16 protein-coding genes are annotated in these 17,124 nt (G+C 57.0%); 11 read left to right on the top strand and 5 right to left on the bottom strand.

Going from position 1 to position 17,124, the window contains the following annotated elements:
* Positions 1 to 93 precede the first annotated feature (93 nt).
* Positions 94 to 1,284: a 5-(carboxyamino)imidazole ribonucleotide synthase gene (locus QFX05_RS06025; RefSeq protein WP_279741785.1), complete on the bottom strand. Its 1,191-nt coding sequence runs from the start codon at positions 1,282 to 1,284 to the stop codon at positions 94 to 96.
* A 362-nt stretch (positions 1,285 to 1,646) separates the two neighbouring features.
* Between QFX05_RS06025 and QFX05_RS06030 the strand changes: the two genes are divergently transcribed.
* Positions 1,647 to 2,264, top strand: a complete 618-nt coding sequence (locus QFX05_RS06030) for a GtrA family protein (RefSeq protein ID WP_279741787.1) — start codon at positions 1,647 to 1,649, stop codon at positions 2,262 to 2,264.
* A 164-nt stretch (positions 2,265 to 2,428) separates the two neighbouring features.
* Here the strand turns inward: QFX05_RS06030 and QFX05_RS06035 are convergent, their stop codons facing one another.
* Positions 2,429 to 3,229, bottom strand: coding sequence for a TIGR03089 family protein (locus tag QFX05_RS06035; RefSeq protein ID WP_279741788.1), 801 nt, complete (start codon positions 3,227 to 3,229; stop codon positions 2,429 to 2,431).
* Between the two features lie 680 nt (positions 3,230 to 3,909).
* Between QFX05_RS06035 and QFX05_RS06040 the strand changes: the two genes are divergently transcribed.
* From QFX05_RS06040 to QFX05_RS06050, 3 genes are all read left to right on the top strand, one after another.
* Positions 3,910 to 4,338, top strand: a complete 429-nt coding sequence (locus tag QFX05_RS06040) for a WhiB family transcriptional regulator (protein WP_279741790.1) — start codon at positions 3,910 to 3,912, stop codon at positions 4,336 to 4,338.
* A 20-nt stretch (positions 4,339 to 4,358) separates the two neighbouring features.
* The gene (locus QFX05_RS06045; protein ID WP_049362309.1) at positions 4,359 to 4,580 is read left to right on the top strand and encodes a DUF3499 family protein; all 222 of its coding nucleotides are present in this window, start codon (positions 4,359 to 4,361) and stop codon (positions 4,578 to 4,580) included.
* 146 nt (positions 4,581 to 4,726) lie between these two features.
* Positions 4,727 to 6,043: a DUF1461 domain-containing protein gene (locus QFX05_RS06050; protein WP_279741794.1), complete on the top strand. Its 1,317-nt coding sequence runs from the start codon at positions 4,727 to 4,729 to the stop codon at positions 6,041 to 6,043.
* A gap of 201 nt (positions 6,044 to 6,244) precedes the next feature.
* Here QFX05_RS06050 and QFX05_RS06055 read toward each other — a convergent pair whose 3' ends face one another.
* Positions 6,245 to 7,882, bottom strand: a complete 1,638-nt coding sequence (locus QFX05_RS06055) for a dolichyl-phosphate-mannose--protein mannosyltransferase (protein WP_279741795.1) — start codon at positions 7,880 to 7,882, stop codon at positions 6,245 to 6,247.
* A 200-nt stretch (positions 7,883 to 8,082) separates the two neighbouring features.
* Between QFX05_RS06055 and rsmI the strand changes: the two genes are divergently transcribed.
* The 7 genes from rsmI (at position 8,083) to QFX05_RS06090 (ending at position 15,617) form a co-directional block, all read left to right on the top strand.
* Positions 8,083 to 9,030, top strand: coding sequence for a 16S rRNA (cytidine(1402)-2'-O)-methyltransferase (gene rsmI / locus QFX05_RS06060; RefSeq protein WP_279741797.1), 948 nt, complete (start codon positions 8,083 to 8,085; stop codon positions 9,028 to 9,030).
* 68 nt (positions 9,031 to 9,098) lie between these two features.
* On the top strand, positions 9,099 to 10,172 hold the full coding sequence (locus tag QFX05_RS06065; protein WP_279741799.1) for a TatD family hydrolase: 1,074 nt from the start codon (positions 9,099 to 9,101) through the stop codon (positions 10,170 to 10,172).
* Between the two features lie 216 nt (positions 10,173 to 10,388).
* Positions 10,389 to 11,216 carry a glycosyltransferase family 25 protein gene (locus QFX05_RS06070; RefSeq protein ID WP_279741801.1) on the top strand — a complete coding sequence of 276 codons (828 nt, stop codon included), beginning with the start codon at positions 10,389 to 10,391 and terminating at the stop codon, positions 11,214 to 11,216.
* A gap of 357 nt (positions 11,217 to 11,573) precedes the next feature.
* Positions 11,574 to 12,365, top strand: coding sequence for a glycosyltransferase family 25 protein (locus QFX05_RS06075; protein ID WP_279741802.1), 792 nt, complete (start codon positions 11,574 to 11,576; stop codon positions 12,363 to 12,365).
* 38 nt (positions 12,366 to 12,403) lie between these two features.
* Complete coding sequence (rsmA, locus tag QFX05_RS06080) at positions 12,404 to 13,276, top strand: 16S rRNA (adenine(1518)-N(6)/adenine(1519)-N(6))-dimethyltransferase RsmA (protein ID WP_070686282.1); 873 nt, start codon at positions 12,404 to 12,406, stop codon at positions 13,274 to 13,276.
* Positions 13,277 to 13,344: 68 nt separating this feature from the next.
* On the top strand, positions 13,345 to 14,346 hold the full coding sequence (locus tag QFX05_RS06085; protein ID WP_279741806.1) for a 4-(cytidine 5'-diphospho)-2-C-methyl-D-erythritol kinase: 1,002 nt from the start codon (positions 13,345 to 13,347) through the stop codon (positions 14,344 to 14,346).
* A 77-nt stretch (positions 14,347 to 14,423) separates the two neighbouring features.
* Positions 14,424 to 15,617 (top strand): glycosyltransferase, encoded by a 1,194-nt coding sequence (locus tag QFX05_RS06090; RefSeq protein WP_105360760.1) that lies wholly within the window; start codon positions 14,424 to 14,426, stop codon positions 15,615 to 15,617.
* A gap of 78 nt (positions 15,618 to 15,695) precedes the next feature.
* On the opposite strand, the gene QFX05_RS06095 is transcribed toward QFX05_RS06090, so the two are convergent.
* Both QFX05_RS06095 and QFX05_RS06100 read right to left on the bottom strand, forming a co-directional pair.
* Entirely contained in the window at positions 15,696 to 16,637 is a 942-nt protein-coding gene (locus QFX05_RS06095) for a glycosyltransferase family 2 protein (protein WP_105360761.1), read from the bottom strand.
* Between the two features lies 1 nt (position 16,638).
* On the bottom strand, positions 16,639 to 17,121 hold the full coding sequence (locus tag QFX05_RS06100; RefSeq protein ID WP_158676576.1) for an acyltransferase: 483 nt from the start codon (positions 17,119 to 17,121) through the stop codon (positions 16,639 to 16,641).
* Between the last annotated feature and the right edge of the window lie 3 nt (positions 17,122 to 17,124).

The raw sequence follows: 17,124 nt of genomic DNA on the forward strand, positions 1-17,124 counted from the left end.
CATATCCTTTCAGAATGCGGTGGCGAACCACCATTAATAGGGTGCGTCGGATACGCAGGATGTGCTCACCCCACGCACCGGCTAAAACAGGGACTACAGGGGGCGGCCGTCACGCAAAATGGAAGCGGCATTCGCGGCGCTATGGCGCAGCGCCTCAAGCTCAGCCACCGTACCGGAAATATTCACATGACCAATCTTGCGGCCTGGACGAGTTTCCTTGCCGTAGAAGTGGATCTTTGCGCGCGGTTCAGCCGAAAGCGCCAGCGGGTAGACACCGAAAATGTCTTCGTTCTCGCCGCCCAGATAGTTCTTCATCACGGCAACACCCTCCAACACGGAGGTATCACCCAGCGGCAGATCCAGCACAGCACGTAGATGCTGCTCAAACTGGCTGGTCACCGAGCCGTCCTGAGTCCAGTGGCCAGTATTGTGCGGGCGCATCGCCAGCTCATTGATGTAGAAGCCGGCGGGGGAGCCGGGCACCTCAAACATCTCAACAGCCATGACACCGGTCACGCCCAGCTCGGAGGCAATAGTGACTGCGGTGGCGGCAGCGGCTTCAGCAACCTCGGGGTCTAGATCCTGAGCGGGGGCAATGACCTCGTCACAGATGGAGTTCACCTGAATGGTCTCAACAACCGGCCAGGGGCGTACCTCGCCGCTTTCACGGCGAGCCACCAATGCGGAGAGTTCACGGGTGAAGGGTACCTTCTCCTCGGCAAGCAGAGCCGAGAAATCGGTGCGGGAAGGTAACTGCTCAAACCATGCAGCACTGCGCTCGCGAGCCTCCTCTGGGGAATCCAGAACGAGTACGCCCTTGCCGTCGTAGCCGCCGCGCGGGGTCTTCAGAACCACGGGCCAGCCAATCTCATCACCGAAAGCAAGCAGCTCATCCAAAGTGCTCACTTGAGCCCAGCGAGGGTTCGGCAAACCCAGACGCTCGACAGCCTGGCGCATGAGGAGTTTATCCTGTGCGTACTGCAGAGCCTCCGGGTGGGGTTGTACATTTACGCCCTCTGCCATGAGGGTATGCAGAAAATCGGTGGGCACATGCTCATGGTCGAAAGTGATGACATCCTTGCCGCGAGCAAATTCGCGGAGGGTGTCCAAATCCTTGTAGTCCCCGACGGGGGCGGTACGTACCGCTGCCACGGCGCCGACGGTGGGCGCCTCCGCGAGAATCTGCAGGTTAAGGCCAAGGTTAGTTGCTGCGGGAGCCATCATGCGGGCCAGCTGGCCACCGCCGATGACACCAATTACGGGTCCAGTCACAGGGTAAGTCACATCACCTAAGTGTACCTGGTTCGGAGTGCTTATGGGAGTAAGACCACATTAAGTCGCAGATTGGGGTCAACGGGGCTTCAGAGCCCAATATTTGGGCGTGAATACCGGAAGAAATCGTAAAAACCTGCCTTCTGCACGGTCAGGCAGAGACGAAACTATCAGCGCATGATGAAAAGAGTCATTCGGTGGCTGAGAGATCTATGGAAAAACTCCCCGAGGGACAAACAACGCACCGGAACTGTATTAACATGGAAGAGCTTGTAAAAGAGACCGAAGCACCATGCAGTGACAACGTAACCAACGCTCACCGTTGCAGCATCGGCACCTTTTTCTTTGATAAAATCCCGCTAGATAGGCCACGCATGAGTGCACAGACGAAACTGACCATTACCGAACGCTTGAAATCCCTCTGGGACAGCTACGGTATTGAGGTACTCAAATTCGGTACCGTGGGCGGTGCCGCCTTCATCGTCAACTCTGTGACGGTGTGGGTGCTGATGATGACCATCATGTCGGAGTCCCACACCAAGGCGAAAATTGTAGCGAGTGTTGTCGCAACCATCTTCTCCTGGCTCATGAACCGCCTGTGGACCTTCCGCGACTCCCGCTCCGAAAACTGGAAGCGCGAAGCACTCGAATTTGGTCTGGTGAACCTGCTCGGTATTCTCGTCGAAGCCGGCTGTGTGGCATTCAGTACCTACGTGCTGAACCTTCGTACCCCCGAGGCGTCCTTCATCTCCGGTACGATTATCGGTACCATACTGGGTACCATTCTTCGCTACTTCCTCTACCGATTCTGGGTGTACGGATCGCACCGCAAGCAGGTTGAAAAGGGCGAAGGCACCGATCACGAAGAGCTCGGCCGCATGTTTGATGAGGCTGCTGCCATTCTCGAAGGCGAAGAACCCACCAAGCAGAAGGCACGCCTTGAGACGTCTGCATCCGAGGCGCAGCCGAAGCCCGGCTTGCAGAACTACTAAGCTCCTCGGAATGTAGAAACAGCATAGTTAGAACGTTACATAACAATCCATCCCCCGATACGAACGGTATCGGGGGATGGATCATTTAAAGTCCTATGTGCATGTTGGTGATCCGGGCGGTCGTTAGCCATCCGTGCGATTTTTCGGGTAACAGTGGAGGAGTACTACGCGCGGGGAAGCTCGACCGCACGCTCGGCAACCATCAGAGACGCCAGCTGCCCATCCTGCCAGTTGACGCTCGGATCAGCCACAAACACCGCATGCCCCGAAACCAAAATAGCTAGCATCTCCAGCAGAGCGCTCAGAGCCGCCTCCGAAGCATCAAAACCGTAGTCGGGGCTCAACTCCAGTGCGAGCGCCCGCTGCCCCGAAGGTAGCATGTATCCCGCCGTGCGATAGGTCTGTGCCTGCGTAAGAACCTGCTCGTAGGCTTCCGCGTAGCTGAAACCCTCAATGATTTCTGCCGAATCATTGGGAAGCAGACCCGAGTACTGGTCGCCAAAGCTGCGCACCAGGGCGCAGTAATCGAGCACCTCCTCGGCGTGCGGAGCCAGTGCCTGCAGATTGTCGGTGTAGGAAAGAGCCAGCGGTGCACGGTCGACCGCCAGAAGGTACGCGGGGTCATTCGTGTAGCCCGCCTCCTGCTCGGTGCAGACCGCGGCAACCAGAGGCTCATCCTGATCAAGGATCGCGCCCACGCGTAGCGCCGCCAGACCCAGAACAATAGTGCGCCAGTGCAGGGGAGCCTGCAGGTCAAAACCTTCATCGGGCGCCAGTTCACATTCTTCAACCAGCAGGTTTGCGCTCTTGTCTACCCAGTTCATGAGGACCCTGCCGGAGAGCTCAATGCGCTCGCCTGCCGCCGAATACCAGATCAGGGCGGGGGTCTGCTGAGCACTGAGTTTCTCGAAGAAACGGTTCAGAGTCGTGGGTGCGGAAGCGCTGGTGGGGGAGAGAATAACCATGGGTTTCACTCTACCTCACGGTTCAGAGGGAGCGGAGGTAGAGGGGTGGTTCTGCGGGGAGGGGAGTACCCGTTACCGGGCTAGAAAAGTACAGAAGTAAAGTAAAAACTTCTAAGGGGTGCTTGAAAAACCTAATGATGAAAAACCTTTGCACCACCTAAGGTCCTATTTTGAAATATGGCATGCAGATAAATTGGAAATATAAATGTTTCGCAATAAGCCTGGAAAAAATATGCAGAGCATGGGTATCGAAAAGATAAACTTTTCTTTTTGAATGTCCTGAAAATTTCTGGGAGTGGGGTTTGGGGGATTCCTGCAGGGGTAACTTTCCTTATATTTGGAGTCAAGATACTGAATTTGCATGCAGTGGTAACTGGTCCTAAAAAGGGGAAACTTGAGGCTGACTCAAGATGTGACTGGGGGCAAGTGAAGGGGTGAAAAATATATAAAGGTCAAATTCACATTAAATATGAAGATTGTAACAAGTACATCTAAACATTGATTAAGTCTAGTTTGACGAAGCGGCGTGTCGCACGTCTAATAGATATATAAGCGTGTTTTGCTCCGGAAGGGACCGTAGAGGCCAGAGCAAACCATGCCACACCATACACATGAAGATTCCGTCTACGACGGATCCGCAGACTCATTATGCTCACAATGAGAACACGGAAGGAAAACCCATGGGCTCCTACATTGCATCCGACCGCTCCGTCGCGGCCGCGCGCGCATCAGGCGCTCAGCACCGTAGCATGAATCCCACTCCACCCCTCGAAAAAATCGCCGATGTCTTTCTCTCAGAAGCAGAACGAGCCAAGCAGCTCAACCCCCCTCCCTGCGCCGACGTGTGGACCGCCGCGGCAGGGCTCTACGGAACCGAAGGCGAAGACGGAGAACTCGCCTGGCAAGCTGAAGCGCTCTGCGCCCAAACTGACCCCGAGGCCTTCTTCCCTGAGAAAGGAGGCTCCACCCGAGACGCCAAAAGGGTATGCGGCGTATGCCCCGTGCGCGAAGAATGTCTACAATATGCAATGGACAATGACGAGCGCTTCGGAATCTGGGGCGGGCTGTCAGAACGTGAACGCCGCCGACTGCGCAAGCAGACGAGCTAAGCCAGGAAGGTACCACCTACATGCAGACTGCACGACTATGCTCCCGCCAGACCTGCCAACGAGAGGCGACTGTTACTCTCCACTACTCCTATGCAGACTCCACGGCACTTATCGATGCACTCTCTGAATTCCGCGAACCCCACGCCTATGACCTCTGCGACCATCACGCTGCACGGCTGACTGCACCCCAGGGTTGGCGAGTGGTCTACAAGGTACCCGTTCAAGACACCACCGAATCCTAGAATTCAAAACCAAGAATTAAACACCCGAATGTAAAGAACCTTCCGCGAATTCATGCGGAAGGTTCTTTGCATATGAGAAACTGGCAGATAGCATAGACACCCGCAACTCACCCAAACACCGACCACTCGAAAAGAACGCGAGATCCATGACCAAAGAAACACACCGAGGGATGTGGGGCGCACTGCGCCCGGCCATCCGTCGCACCAGTGCCGAAGAACTACTCCACGCCCGACGCGCTGAAATTAAAGCCAGTGAACCGACTCCGTACACCGGCGCCTTCGGACGCATTGCAGCAGACGTACCCACCGTCGCCGAAGAACCCGACCTGCCCACCGGGAGCGTACCCGTCGTCCCTGCACGCAGCAAACTACGCGAACAGGGCGTCGGCACCCGCGTGCGCACCCGCACGAACGTCTCCACCGGTTTCGTGCCCCTCGTACGAGACTCGAAGACCACCCCCAAAAACCCGACGCTCAGCGACCTCAATCGCGAAACCATGCAGAAGGCCGCTGAAGCAGAAGCCAAAAATGCGGTCGAAGCACAAACCATCGATACCGCGGAGGCGGCAAGCGCCTCCACCGCCGGACGTAAGTACCGCACCGAAACCACCCGTACAGGTCACACTCACACGGTCGCAGACCCCAACGCGCCGCTGTCCTCCCTGGCGGCCTCACCCGAAGCAGCAGAACGTGCCGCAGCCCGCGAAGATGCCGTGGAAGACACCCCGCGCTTCCTCAAGCTCCGCGCAACCCTCATCGCGCTCACAGTACCGCTGACCGTACTCATGATTGCGATCCGCACCGTAGCCTCCGCCCCCTTCCTCTGGTTTGAATACCACCGCCCCGGATTCCCCGAAGACAGCTACGGCTACTACCTCATCGAGAGGATGCGCCTGGGCTCCTACGGCGTGGACTACATCAACAACTTCGCGCCGCGAGAATACCTCGCCCGCGTCACCACCGGTGCCGACAATACCCTCGCCTTCACCGAAGCAGAAGTGAACCACATGCACGACGTGAAGTGGGTACTGCTTGTCGCCATCATAGCTGTTGCCGCGCTCTTCCTACTGACGCTCTTTAGTAGCATCTCCCTGCGCGAGCGCTCCCCCGGAACCATCCGCCGTAGCCTCTTCTCTGGTGCTTGGATTACCCTGGGACTCATCGCGGTGCTCGGCGTTATGGGCTCCTTCAATTGGGAATGGCTGTTCACCACCTTCCATCAGGTGTTCTTCCCGCAGGGCAACTGGGAGTTTTCCGTACGAAGCTCGCTCATCCGCCTCTACCCGCCGCAATTCTGGATCGATGCAGCAATCGCTGTAGCGGTCCTCATGGCAGCGCAGATTACCCTCCTGCTCGTGGCCACCTGGCCCACCAAATACCGCAAGCTCAAGGCAGAACGCCGCCGCCAGGAACGCCAGGAGCTGCGCGTCAAGCTTGCTTCCGCACGAGTCGGTGACAACTAGAAATCATCAGCCACTTCACCGTGCAAGCCAGCGCGGAAAGGGCATGACAGGGGGGGGCTGGGCTCTACCACACGGTAGAACCCAGCCTCCTTCGTTATACCTAAGCTCGCATCGCTCGCGCTGCGACCCAGGTCTAAAACCAGGACTAAAACCTCAGCCTAGATCCCCAGCCTAAAACCCAAGCCCAAAAGCCGAGCTATCCTAAATCCAGGACTTAAACCACATATGCGAATACCACTGCTCATACGGAATCACCTGAGCAGTCCACAACGGCATAAAGTACGCGCTCAACACCAGCACACCCACCAGGTAGATCGCCACCAGCGTCACGCCCAAACGAGCACGCAACACCGAACCGCGAGAACCCGACAGAGCCAGACCCAAAACACCCGCCAACAGTAGAATCAGGAACGGCTCAAAGGACAGCGCATAGAAATAGAACATCGTGCGAGTCGGGTACATAAACCACGGGAAATAGCCCGCACCGAATACAACCAGCAGCGCACCAAAACGCCAATCCCGCTTCAGCAGCAGAATCAGAAGCGCCACAATAATCGCCGGAATAAAAGCCCACCAAATCGCCGGGTTACCGATATTCAAAATAGCCTCGGAACACGACTTCACGGTACAACCCGAAGAACCCAACTGCGGCGACTCATAGTAGTACGAGGTTGGGCGACCCAAAACCAGCCACTGCCACGCCTGCGAAGAATATGTATGCGGGCTGCTCAAACCAGAATGGAACTTAAACGCCGAGACATGGTACTCCCACAGGGAACGCAAATCCTCAGGAAGCCACATGACACCCTTACCCGGGTTCTCAACCGCCCAGCGACGGAAATACGCATTCGACGACTGGAACCAGCCCGCCCAGGTACTCAGATACACCAGCAGACCCATACCAATCATCTGGAAGAACGCGGGGATGCCATCACGCACCAGCGCCGTCAAACCCCACTTGTTCAGACCCACAATACGGCGAGCATTAATATCCCAGAACACCGTCAGCAGACCCATCGCCGCAATAAAGAACAACGAATTCCACTTCACGCCCACCGCAGCGCCGGCACATACACCGGCAGCGAAACGCCACAGACGCAGACCCATACTCGGGCCCCATGGCGTTGGTGGAAGCACACCGCTATTTTGGCGTGCTGCTTCCGCAATATGGTGCGCCAACACACGCCGTGCCTGAATACGGTCAAGCACCAGACACACAAAAGTCGCCAAAATCCAGAACATCTGGAAAATATCCAGCAGAGCCAGACGAGACTCCACCAGCATCAGACCATCAACAGCAGCCAGTAGCGCCGCAATAGTCGCCACAGTCATCGAACGGAACAGCAACCAGCCAGAATAGGCAATCAACGCCACCGACAGGGTGCCAACCACCGCAGCAGAAACACGCCAACCAAAGGGATTATTATCACCAAAAATCGCCATGCCCGCAGCAATCATCCACTTACCCAACGGCGGATGCACCACATACTCCGGCGAATCCGTCAACAGACCCGACGGGTGACCGGCAGCGAAGGAAGCGTTAGCCTCCTTTGACCAGCTCAGCTCATAGCCGTAATGCACATACGAATAGGCATCCTTGGCGTAGTAGGTCTCATCAAAAACAATGGCATTCGGATGCGCCAAATTATAAAAACGCAGAATGCCGGCAACCAGCACAATCAATGCAGGCGCCAACCAACCCCAACGCGGGGCACGAATATAGGCAACAGCGAGCGCATCCAGCAGAGAATCGAGGCTGTAACGACCATGTTCAGACGAAGAACGGGTCGAATCAGCCGGAGCGGCAGATGCGGGAGAAAGTAGCTTAGGTATCTTCACCCCATCAATCCTAAAGGGTCAGAAGGTACGATGCACCATTTCAGCACGTGAACGGCATATATGACGCACTCGGACCCCCCCCACTCGCACTAGCTACTTCTATCCTCTACCTCGCCTAGTAAGCCCACCCGGCATCCGACAGAGCGCGGGCGTTACACTTAGTGGGTACACGAAGACCAGACACAGACACGAGGCCTGCCATGACTGCATCCGCAGAATACACTGAAGCAACCACCGACCCCTTAGAAACGGTCCAGGGACCCCAGCCTGACATCGCTGATACCGCTGACACCGCCGTCACTTCCGAAGAAGGCGGCGTGCTCATCCTCGGCGGTACCCCCATCGGCAACCTTGCCGATGCCTCCGACCGACTGCGCTCAGCCCTCGCCACCGCAGACCTCATCGCCGTTGAAGACACCCGTAAGCTACGAACCCTCGCCTCCGGGCTTGGCGTGCGCACGCGCGGCCGCATCATCGTCAACCACGACCACAACGAAGCCGAACGCAGCGAAACCATCGTGCAAGCGGTACAGGACGGCCAGCGCGTGCTACTGCTCTCGGATGCGGGCATGCCCACCATCTCCGACCCCGGTTACGTTGCCGCCGCAGCCGTCGCGGAAGCCGACCTGCCCGTCACCGTGGTGCCCGGTCCCTCCGCGGCGTTGACCGCGCTCGCGCTCTCCGGTCTGCCCACCGGACGATTCACCTTTGAAGGCTTCCTCGCCCGCAAGGGCTCCGAGCGCACCCGCCGTCTTGCATCGTTGGTGGGGGAGGAGCGTACCATGGTCTTCTACGAATCCCCGCACCGCACCGCCGCAACCCTGGCAGACTTCGTGCAGACCTTCGGCGCCGACCGCCGCGGAACGGTCAGCCGTGAGCTAACCAAGCTCCACGAAGAAGTCCGACGCGGTACCCTGGCTGAGCTTGCCGAATGGGCCGAACGAGAACGTGTCCGTGGCGAAATCGTTATTATTGTCGAGGGTGCACAAGCCCCCGAAACCCCCGAAGCGCAGGACGTAGTGCAACTGGTCCTCGACCGTGTGGCGGGCGGCGAGCGGCTCAAGAGCGCCTGCGCCGCGGTCGCCGCTGAGACCGGCACCTCCAAGCGTGACTTGTACGAGGCGGCACTGGCTGCTCGCTCTGAATAACATAGAATCACCGCGCAGCTTTACCCCCCCCCAGTTTTACCCTGCAGTTTTATCCCGAGGATTTATCAATGTGTCAGAGCCATCCCGGTCCTGAAATCACCCAGGAGTACCTGAACTCCCTCGCTGCCCTGGCGAACTACACCCTGCCTACCCCCGCGGCACTCCAGGCAACCGCCCTGCCTAACGGCTGGGCGCCTGTCCCCGGTGAAGTACCCGCACCCTATAAGGCGGAACTCTACACCGGCATCAGCGACGCCGAAGGAGGAGAAGGAACCCGCCGCCGCTCCACCACCGGCGAGAACGGCCGTAGCCGCAATCTGGTCTTCCCGCCTGCCCCCGAGCCGCTGCCGTACCCCATCGTGGATAACCACACCCACATGGACCTGCTCGACGGCGAAGTAGAAATCAGCGCCCGCGACGCACTCGACGCCGGTGAAAAGCTCGGCATTGCCGCCATCGTGCAGGTCGGATGCGATATCCCCTCCTCCCTATACGCGGTCGCCGCCGCGCAGTCTGATGAGCGTGTCCTCGCCGCTATTGCGATTCACCCCAACACCGCCCCCGAGCTGGCTGCAGCCGGTCAGCTGGATGCGGCGCTCGCCACCCTCGACGAGCTCGCCACCGCTGACCGTGTGCGCGCTATTGGTGAGACCGGCCTGGACTATTTCCGCACAGGTGAGGAAGGCATGGATGCGCAGCACTACAGCTTCCGTGAGCATATTCGCATTGCGAAGAAGCACAACCTGGCGCTGCAGATTCATGACCGTGACGCGCACGAGGACGTTGTAGGCATCCTGGATGAAGAGGGTGCGCCGGAACGTACCGTGTTCCACTGCTATTCGGGTGGCCCGGAGCTTGCGGCGATCTGCAATGAGCGCGGCTGGTATATGAGCTTTGCCGGCACGGTGACTTTCAAGAATTCGAAGGGTATTCAGGAGTCGTTGGCGATGGCTCGTCCGGAGCTGATGCTGGCTGAGACTGATGCCCCGTTCTTGACCCCGCATCCGTTCCGTGGTCGCCCGAATGCGTCCTACATGACGAACTATACGGTGCGTTTTATGGCGGCTCATCGCGGTGAGGATTTGGAGGCGCTCTGCCGCCGTATTCGTGAGAATTCGGAGCGGGTTTACGGTCAGTGGTAGGCGCGTACAGTCTGTAGCGGATAGATATTCTGGGTAGCCTCGCGGTGCGTGCCTGCGTGCTAGACTGTAGCGACTACAAACAACTCACTCAGATAGCTATACCATGATTTGGTTTGCAGTATTTAGGTGCGTATAGTGCCTCAATAATTGGTGCTGCGAACATCCCGACAAGAGTTTATGTGTAGCACCCCATGGCTGGTGTTTTAGGAGGATACTATGGCAAAGATTCTGAAGTATGTTCTGGGCCTGGATGGCGCGAATCGTTTTGAATCGTTCTATTCGGTTGGCGTACCCGCGAAGGATTTCGTGCCTTATTCTGCGGTGGATAACCGTGATAATCATGTGACCGATGAAGAATTTGATGTTGAACTTTTTCGCAGCCGCTGGCATCGTGACCCCACCCCGGCTGAGCGTGGCTGCATGCTTAGCCACGTGAAGATGTGGGAGGACTTCGTCGCATCAGATGCGGACTGGGCTCTGATTGCTGAGGACGACGTCCTTATTTCTCCGGATGCTGAGGTGGTGGTGAATGCAATCATCACCAAGTATCCGCAGGTTCAGCTGGTGAACCTGTGCGATGCGTGCTCGTTCAAGGCGGGCACCATGAACCCGCGTGTGGAGTATATTCGCTTGTCTCTGCTGTCTCCTTTTGTGCATGGTAAGTGCCGTATGGGCAAGCTGTACGGTTCGACTCGCCTGGGTTGCACCGGTCTGTACTTGATTTCCCGTTCGGGCGCTGAGCTGCTGCTCAAGCAGTTTGAGAATAAGGCCCCGGGTACCGTAGCTGATGATTACAAACTGTACCAGCAGTGGGGTGTGGATGTGCGTTTCGTGCAGCCCGGTCTGTGCGATTGGGAGGGTAGCAGCGTCATTCTGGATTCCGGTAAGAGCCACCTGGAGATGCTGGCTGAGAATCAGAAGGGTTCGAGCGCCCTGGATCGAGTGCGTATTGCGTTGGCTCCGAAGATGCGTTTGGTGAATGCAAAGAACGCCCTGGATGCTACTCTTGATGAGGTGAAGCAGCGCCTGGGTAAACCGAAGTAAGCAAGCTCTATATGAAGTCCCTCTTCGTCACATGTGTGGTGGAGAGAGATTTTTGACGGGTATTTTCAGATTTTGCGTGTGAGATTGTGCACAAAGTGTGAGACATAACAGGAAACTGTGTACCAGTTGCTGGGACTATCTTAGGCTGGGTGATAGACTATTTTATACATATCATTCACTCATTGACTAGGCATTATGCCATAATACGCGTGCGCTTTCGGCGTGCCCCGTATATGTTGTTGTCGAGTCAAGACTTTGGTAACTCATGCAGGGCTCATGTGGTTTCACGCTAAGGCTGTATGGGCGTGCCACAGAAAAGGGAACATCATGGCAAAAGTCCTAAAATACGTCCTTGGCATGGACAATAAGAATCGCTTTGAATCTTTCTATTCGGCGGGTGCGCCTGCCCAAGATTTTGTGCGCTACTCTGCCGTAGATAACCTTGACGGCCACGTCACTGATGAAGAATTTGATGTCGAATTTTTTCGATCCCGTTGGCATCGTGACCCGAAGAACGCCGAACGAGGATGTATGCTCAGCCACCTGAATATGTGGCGTGATTTTCTGGCAAGCGATGCTGACTGGGCCCTCATTGCTGAGGACGACATTATTATCTCCGCAGATGCTGAGCCCGTAGTGCAGAATATTATTGCTAAGTATCCGCATGTCCAGATGGTTGTCCTCTGTGATGCACTCGCGCTCGAAGCGGGTAAGATGAACCCGCGGGTGAAATATCCTCGTATCTCTTTGCTCTCCCCGTTCGTATACGGTAAATACCGTATGGGAGGGAAATACAGCCTGACCCGCTTGACCGGTACTGGTCTATACCTAATTTCGCGTTCCGGTGCTGAACTTCTTCTGAAGAATTTTGATAAGGGAATGCCGGGTACTGTGGCTGATGATTACCCCCTGTACGAGGAATGGGGCATGGACGTGCGCTACGTACAGCCCGGCCTATGCGATTGGGAAGGCTCTAGCCTCATCGAAGACCTTGGCATTCGCCACGTTGAAACGCTGTATAGGGGTCTGCAAGCTAATAACATTATTGGTCGCTTGCGTGTTTTGCTAGCGCCGAAGGCACGTTTGGCCAACGCTAAGAACGCCTTGCTGTCTACCGTTGAAGATGTGAAGCGTCGCCTGGCACGGTAACCTGGAGTGTAGAAACCTACACCTACCGAAGGAACACCGTGAACGATCTGCCCCTGCTCGGCCCCGCTGAGATTCGTGAGCTTGCCGAGATGCTGGGTATTCGCCCGACGAAGACTCTTGGGCAGAACTTTGTGATTGATCCGAATACGATTCGTCGTATTGTCAGCGCGGCAGAGATTTCACCGGAGGAGACGGTGCTGGAGGTTGGCCCGGGCCTGGGTTCGTTGACCCTCGGCATCCTGGATGCTGCGAAGGATATGGTTGCGGTTGAGATTGACCCGCCGCTGGCTCAGCAGCTTCCGCACACGATTGAGAAGTTCTGCCCCGAGAAAGCGGGCGATATTGATGTGGTGCTCATGGATGCTCTGAAGGTCACCGAGCTGCCCCGCACCCCGGACGCCCTGGTGGCGAACCTGCCCTATAACGTGGCGGTTCCGGTGCTTCTGCACCTATTTGCGCAGTTCTCGAGCATTCGTCACGCCATGGTGATGGTTCAGGACGAGGTCGCCGACCGTCTTTCGGCGACCCCGGGTTCGAAGATCTACGGTGTGCCCTCGGTGAAGGCTAATTGGTATGCCGAGGTGTATAAGGCGGGCGTGATTGGCAAGAACGTGTTCTGGCCTGCACCAAAGATTAACTCGGGCCTGGTGGGTTTCCGTATGCGCGAGGAGCCTCTCTCCACCGTTGACCGCGACCTGGTGTTCACGATTGTGGACGCCGCTTTCGCTCAGCGCCGTAAGACTCTGCGCGCTGCGTTGAGCTCCTGGGCGGGCTCGGGTGCGCGTGCGGAGCAGATTTTAATGGCTGCCGGTATCGCTCCGACGGAGCGCGGTGAGAAGCTGGATATTCACGGTTTTATCCGCATTGCGGAGGCTTCGCTGACTGTCCCGGCTGAGCCTGTAACGGAGTAGCTTCTTCCCGCTCTGAATTTTTCACTAACGTTCTCACGCGAGTTCCCGCGCGAAAGGTGTATACGCTGATGAGTACCGCCTCCCAGGTCGCTATTTCGGTTGATGCTCCAGGTAAGGTCAACCTGTATCTTGCCGTGGGGGATGTTCGTCCGGACGGCTACCACCCGTTGACTACGCTTTTTGCGGCGGTCTCTTTGATGGAGACCATCACGGTCTCTGAGAGGCAGATACCGGGGCTGAGCTTGAGCATGGATATTGTGCCCGGCTCCCTGGTGGATCAGCAGATGCAGGCGGGGCAGTTCGACTCTGCCGCTGTGCCGATGGATGAGCGGAATCTCGTGTATCGTGCCGCTGCGCTGATTCTTGCGGAGCACGGTATCGAATCTGCCCCGGCGCTGCACCTGCATATTGCGAAGGCTGTACCCGTGGCAGGCGGTATGGCAGGCGGCTCAGCGGATGCAGCTGCCGCCCTCATTGCTACAGACCGCTACCTGCACGCAACCGGCCGCACCGGGGCGCTCCTGACCCAGACAGATTATGAACGTCTTGCCGCGCAACTGGGCGCCGATATTCCCTTTAGCGTGCGTGCCGCGCTCGGGCAGACCCTCGCACTGGGGCAGGGGACCGGTACCGAGCTGCAGAACGTTGCGGCTCCTCGGAAACCCCTGCATCTGGTGATTGTTGCCGCGCAGTTTGGCCTCTCAACCCCCAGTGTCTTCAAACAGTTGGACGCCGGCCGCGCCTCGGCGCTGTACCCCGCCTCCGGTGAGCTGCTAGAACCCGCAGAGCTTCTCGAAGCACTGAACTCTTACGACGGTTCAGAGGCGGCGCTCGCCTCCTTGACACCGCTGCTACATAACGATCTGCAGGCTCCCGCACTTTCGTGCGCCCCGCAGCTGGAACAGACCCTGAACCTGTGTGATAGCGAGGGCGTGTACGCGTCCCTGGTGTCCGGTTCCGGTCCGACGGTGCTTCTGCTGGTTTCTTCGCAGGCTCGGGCGGAGGCTCTGGCTGCCTCTCTCCGCGCTGCGGGCAACCATGCTGTAGCTACCGAAGTAACTAGTGCATAGCTTTTTTATCTGTCACACTAGATAACGATTTATCACTCACTGACTTCTACCGTTCTCTGATTGAAAGGGAGGATACGATGAAGGTTAAAAATATTGTTGTCGCCCAGGACCGTTTTAGCCTTCTTGGCGGTATTACGACAGTTAACAGGATTTTGGGTAGGGCTTTCGAAGAAGCAGGGTACAACGTTAGCTACCTGGCTCTCTACGACAATATGGGAGATAACCCTGACGCAGTCACTCCTGATTTTATTGTTCGATCTGGTTCGCTTGTTTCGAAGACCACTCATAACAATCTGGTGTACAACAACCCCGGCCCCCTGGGCGCTGTGCTGACTGCCAAAAAGGGATTTACCGCGCTGTGGGACCGTTACAACGCGGTGCGTACCCGTCGTTACCTGCAGTCTTTGGGCGAGGAGACTGTCATTTTGACGACGATGACCAGTATCGCCACGTACCTGGTGGATTATGCGCGCTCTGCTCAGAAACAGGGGATTGGCTACCTATACGAGTTCCATAGTAGCTATGACAGCTCATACCGTCTGGACGCAGAGAAAGAGTTGCGTCAGATTTCCGATACCTTTGATTCTTTCGTTGCGCTTTCTGAAGGTGACGCGCAGCTTTTCGCCCAGTGGCTGAACCGCCCGGTGGATGCCGTATCGAACCTGAACGCATCGTTGGACCCTGCCGTTGAGCGGAAGGTTCTGGCGTTGGCTGAGCAGAAGAAACCGGTGGTGCAGTATATCGGCCGCTACTCTGAGGAGAAGGGCCTGATGCGTATCCTAGAGAGCTTTATCGCGTGTGCGACGGAGTTTCCCGAGTGGATTTTGAAGCTTAACGGTAGCGGTGGTGAAGCGATTGAGCGTCAGCTGAAGGAGCGTATTGCTTCTCTGGATTCTGTGCTGGCTGAGCGTATCGTGGTGGATGGGCCGTTGAACTCTGAGCAGGTACTTGAGGCGTATGCCGAAGCGTCGTTGACCATTGGTGCTTCAGACTTTGAGGGTGCACCGATGGCACTGCAGGAGGCGATGCGTGTGGGTACTCCTATGGTGTCGTACCCCTCATGCTGGGTTTTGCGTGATGTGCTTCCCCAGGTGGGTTACTTGGCTCAGGAGCGTAGCATAGAAGCGCTGACCGAACAGTTGCGTGTTGCGATGGGCGATGATGCGCAACGTAAGGAGAAGTCCGAGCGTTGCCTCCAGAAGGCTCAGGAATACACCCCGGAGCATATTGTTCGCCGTTGGGAAGAAGTTTTCGCCTCGATTCAGCGCTAGTCTAGGGCGCGAATATAAACCTGAATATAAGAGAATGCCGGTTCTAGATATCTAGAACCGGCATTCTTCTATGCGCGCTTAGGGGTTGTTCATGAGCTGACGTTCGTGAACCGCACGGAAACGGTACTGGAACATTCCTTCAAGAGCACCCAGGTTCGCACCGGCTTCTCGCGCACCCACCAGGCGAGTGGCGGGGGAGAGTAGAAGTGGCAGGGACTTCGCCAGGGCTATGACCGAGTACTTGATGCTGGGGCCGTTCATACCCTGATCTTTGAAACGCATCCACAGGAGTATGCGGTAGTGCTGGTAGTTGCGCTGCTGACGGAAGATTTTCTTCGGGGTGGAGCGGAGACGGTAGCGCACCAGCGAGGCGTAGGTCTTGTAGAAGGGGATACCAGTTTGGCTGACTCGCCAGGAGAAGTCGGTCTCTTCGGAACCCGCGATGTAGCTGCAGTCCATGCCGCCGATACGTAGGTATACATCGCGGGGAACGGAGAAGTTGCAGCCGGTAATTGAGGGCAGGAAACCCGCGAAGGGAGGGATCTCCGCTTCGGTCTCTACCAGGGAGGGATTCGCTAGGACCTTCTCGTCCGAGTCGAGCGGAACACCGTAGGCCTTGAGCACCTCGACGGGGTTGTCGTTGTGCAGGTTGGCGCCCGAAACAAGTGCCGGACCGTGCTCATCCTGGACCGCCAAGTGACCGTCCAGCCATCCGGTTTCTACATAGTCGTCGGAGTCGCAGAAGACGAGAATCTTGCCGCGTGCCTCACATGCGCCGACATTACGGGCGTTGGCGGGGCCCTTAATATTGCTGGAATCCACCCATCGGAGGGGATAGGGGGCGTCGAAGGCTTCGATCAGGGCGATGGTGTTATCGGTACTGCCGTTATCGCTGACGACCACCTCAAAAGAGCGGGTGGTGGTTTGCTTAGCTAGAGCCTCCAGCTGCGTTGTGATGAAGCGGGCTGCGTTGTATGCGGGGATGACGACGGATGCCTCGTACTCGTACTTTTCGCTCATATTATTCACCGAGTTTCTTGATACGGCGGGCAGGGACACCAGCATAAAGGCCATTCGGCTCGCAGTCGGAGACTACTACGGCACCCGCTGCAATCATGCATCCGGCGCCAATGGTCACGCCGGCAATGACAGATACATTCTGTCCAAGCCAGGAACCGTCACCAATCACGATGGGAGCCTCAATATTTTTGCCTGCACGCTGGCGTGAGGGGCCCATCTCGTGGCTTGCGGTGCACAGGGTAACGCGCGGTCCCAGGTAGACGCGGTCGCCGATCTGCGCGGCACGGTCGATAAAGATATCGCGGTTGACCCAGCAACCGGCGCCAATCTGGGCACCGGGAAGAATTTCGGAGCTGGGATGCACGTAGGTGCCGTCACCAATGGAGACGCCAGCAGCGCGGAGTTTTTCAATGCGTGCCGCGCGACGCTTGGTTTTCTGCTTCAGAAAATGCTGATGCTTGAGCTGTTTGAGAGTGTTGAGCAATAG

Origin of the sequence: Rothia similimucilaginosa (assembly GCF_029850875.1) — a bacterium.
Classification (GTDB): Bacteria; Actinomycetota; Actinomycetes; order Actinomycetales; family Micrococcaceae; genus Rothia.